The organism is Haloferax sp. AB510, assembly GCF_024136985.1.
Classification (GTDB): Archaea; Halobacteriota; Halobacteria; order Halobacteriales; family Haloferacaceae; genus Haloferax.
Genome location: NZ_JAMYJY010000187.1, coordinates 1 through 3015 on the forward strand (window position 1 = coordinate 1; position 3015 = coordinate 3015).

Annotated in this window: 3 protein-coding genes and 1 pseudogene; 2 read left to right on the forward strand and 2 right to left on the reverse strand. The window is 62.6% G+C overall.

Annotation, left to right across the window (positions count from 1 at the left end; all coding sequences use genetic code 11):
- A pseudogene (locus tag NKF06_RS20250) lies at positions 1–283 on the forward strand (malate synthase); the annotation flags it as partial.
- Between the two features lie 120 nt (positions 284–403).
- Here the strand turns inward: NKF06_RS20250 and NKF06_RS20255 are convergent.
- Both NKF06_RS20255 and NKF06_RS20260 read right to left on the reverse strand, forming a co-directional pair.
- Positions 404–1168 (reverse strand): IclR family transcriptional regulator, encoded by a 765-nt coding sequence (locus NKF06_RS20255; RefSeq protein ID WP_253246425.1) that lies wholly within the window; start codon positions 1166–1168, stop codon positions 404–406.
- 234 nt (positions 1169–1402) lie between these two features.
- The gene (locus NKF06_RS20260) at positions 1403–2284 is read right to left on the reverse strand and encodes a GAF domain-containing protein (RefSeq protein ID WP_253246426.1); all 882 of its coding nucleotides are present in this window, start codon (positions 2282–2284) and stop codon (positions 1403–1405) included.
- Between the two features lie 171 nt (positions 2285–2455).
- Between NKF06_RS20260 and NKF06_RS20265 the strand changes: the two genes are divergently transcribed.
- Positions 2456–3015: FAD-binding oxidoreductase (locus NKF06_RS20265; RefSeq protein WP_253246427.1), on the forward strand; the 560-nt coding region annotated here is incomplete at its 3' end.

Consider the following 3015-nt stretch of genomic DNA (forward strand, 5'->3'; position numbering starts at 1 on the left):
CATGGACGACATCGTCGACTCCATGGAGGAGTTCGAGGCGGCCAAGGAGGCCGGCAAGGGCGCGATTGCGATGACGCAAGCGACGACGCTCGTCATCGACGGCGTCGAAGTCGATATCGCCAAGGATCGCATGTGGGACGAGGCGACGTATCAGGCCGCGATGACCCCTGTCGCCCTATTCCAGGACGTGTACGAGCACCGCCCGGACCAACACGACGCGCTCGAAGAGATGTACGGCGCCGACATCGTCGAGCGCGCGATGGCAGTCGGGACAGACGACTAACGCAGCCAGTCAGTCAGCCAGACAAGTCCAACCATCCAGCGTCTGTCCTTTTCGCGTGACGCCCGACCTGACCGCGAGCGAAGCTGCGGTAACTCGCGAGATCCACGAGACAGTCGCAGTCTACGCGAGCGCCGATTCCAGCGACTCGACGGCGCTCAGTAGCTCGTCGGCGAACTCGCGTTCGAGCCGCGTCATGTCCACCTGATACTTCGGCCCGCCGACGCTGAGCCCACCGACGATGCGCCCATCGCCGTCGTGGACCGGTGCACCAATAGCGATGAGGTTCGGTGCGAACTCCTCGTCCACGACAGCGTACTCCTGGGTGGCGATTTCGTCCAGCGCGTCGAACAGTTGGTCGGGGTTCGTAATCGTGCCCTCCGACTCCCTCGGCAGGCCCCAGTAGTCGATTATCGATTCGACCTCGTCGCGGTCCAGTTCCGCGAGGATTGCCTTCCCCGCGGCCGTGTTGTGCAGGTGGTACTCGGACCGATACCTGACGCCGCTCGCATCTCGCCCTTCGTCGGTCGACGAGCCGTAACACATGAGCAGCCGACCGTGTTCGAAAATCGTGAAGTTCGCCTCTTGGTCGGTCGCGCGAGCCAGTTCGTCGACGACCCGCTCGACGACCTTGTCGTTCGGATAGCGGTGTCGAGCGCGTTCGCCCAACAGCGCCACCCTGAAACTGACGTGGTAGATGCCGTCGTGCTTGACCAAGTATCGGCTCTCCAAGAGCGTGTTGAGGTGACTGCAGATGGAGCTCTTCGAACTGTCGACCATGGAGTCCAGTTCGGCGAGCGTGAGGCCGTCGTGTTCCAAAATGAGGCTGAGAATCTCCAACGAGGCTTGGGTCGTCTTGAGCCGTCGCCCGGTCACGTTCTCAATCATGCCTCAACTATTATGTTGATGGTTGATAACTGTTGCCATAATGTAAATCGGCTGAACTAGCGAGCTAGGCCTATCAATTCGAACATGTTTCTCCCCGACTACCCCGGGAACAAACAGAGCGTCGAGACGAGCACGGACGCCGATACCACCCAGCCCGTTAATCCGAACGTCGCGAACTCACGGTTCGCCTCTGGCAGCGTCGAGCCTCGTGATGAGAAGAGCGTTCAGTGTGCGTCAAATCGCTCGCGACCGTTTCACCCAACCGATGCGCGTGATAGCCTCCGCGCCGAGTTGGCCGAGGAGACTCGCGGCTTCGAGGTCGTGTTCTTCGAACGCGTTGACGACGACGTCGCCGGCGCTGAGCACGCCGTGGCTTCCGATGGGGACGTACAGCCCGGACTGGAGAGCCCCTCGACTGTGGTCGTCTTCGGTGTGTTCGTGGTTCGCGTGGATGACCGGTTCGCCCGTCCGGTACGTCCGTGCCGCCGGCGTGTCCTCGCTGACCGAGTAGTTCGGTCGGTCGCCGGCGCGTTCCAGACACTCCTCGGTCGCCTCGATAGTCTGGAGCATGCTCCGGTTCTCGTCGACCAGCCGAACGGTCGTGTTGACGAGGCCGAGGACGTTCTTCGCGGCGTCGGCGAGTATCTCGGCGACTTCCGCCTTCGAACTCGCGTTCCGAAGTTCCTGACTCGTCCGTCGGAGAATCTCGATGCGCTGTTCCTGACGCTTGGTGTCGGTTACGTCCTGTACGACGCCGTGGAGGTCGACCGTCCGACCGTCTTCGACCAGCGGTTCGCAGGCCAGCCGTATCGACCGCTCCGTCGTTCGCTCGCTCGCGTACCGCACGTCGACGGAGAAGGACTCGCCGTGTTCGATAGCGTCGGCGAGGCGAGCGAGTACCTCGTCTTGGTCGCCTTCGGCGTACTGTTCGGCGACGTCCGAGACGGTCGGCGTCGCCGCCGGGTCCAGCCCGTGTATCCGCTTTGCCTCGTCGCTCCACCACAGTTCGTCGTCCGACACGTCGTACGACCACACGCCGATACCGGTCAGTCGCTGGAGGCTCGCGAGTAGTTGGTCGACCTCCTTTTCGGATGCTGTCGGGACAGCGCGTGCCACGTCAGTTTGATTCCAGTTCGGTGACCTGACCATGAATGTGGTTACGTACCGAGGACGTGAATATAAATCCCCACGTCGGTCGTAACGAGCTGTTCAGGGGTGGAGACGTGTCGCAACACCAGAGCATTTAATCCGTGCGTATGTGTAGCAATGATGATGGCAGTCGAAGACATGCTCGACTCCCCTCGGGGAAGAGAGACATCGGCAACGACGTTAGACCTCGACCGGCCGGACGCCGCGGAGTATTCGGCGTTGGCGACAGAGTTACGCTCCCGTGTCGACGGAGAGGTGAAGTTCGACGAGTACGCGCAGGTACTGTACGCGACCGACGGCAGCATCTACCAGGCGCGACCCGCGGGGGTCGTCTTGCCGAAGGACGTAGACGACGTCCGCGCCGCCGTCGAAACCGCGACGAGCCACGGCGTCCCCGTTCTGCCGCGCGGAACGGGTTCTTCGTTGGGTGGCCAGACCGTCGGGCGGGGCTGTGTCGTCATCGATTTCACGAAGTACATGGACGACATCGTCGATATCGACCCGTCAGCGAAGCGCGCGACCGTCCAACCGGGGTGCGTCCAAGACCACCTCGACGCCGCGCTCGCGGACCACGGACTGAAGTTCGCACCGGACCCCGCCTCGTCGAATCGCTCGACCGTCGGCGGCGGCATCGGCAACAACTCCACGGGCGCACACTCGGTCCGCTACGGCATTACTGACGCCTACACCGAGGAGTT

Excerpts from the sequence above, each read along its gene's own strand:
- NKF06_RS20255 (WP_253246425.1), bottom strand. The coding sequence starts at position 1,168 with ATGATTGAGAACGTGACCGGGCGACGGCTCAAGACGACCCAAGCCTCG.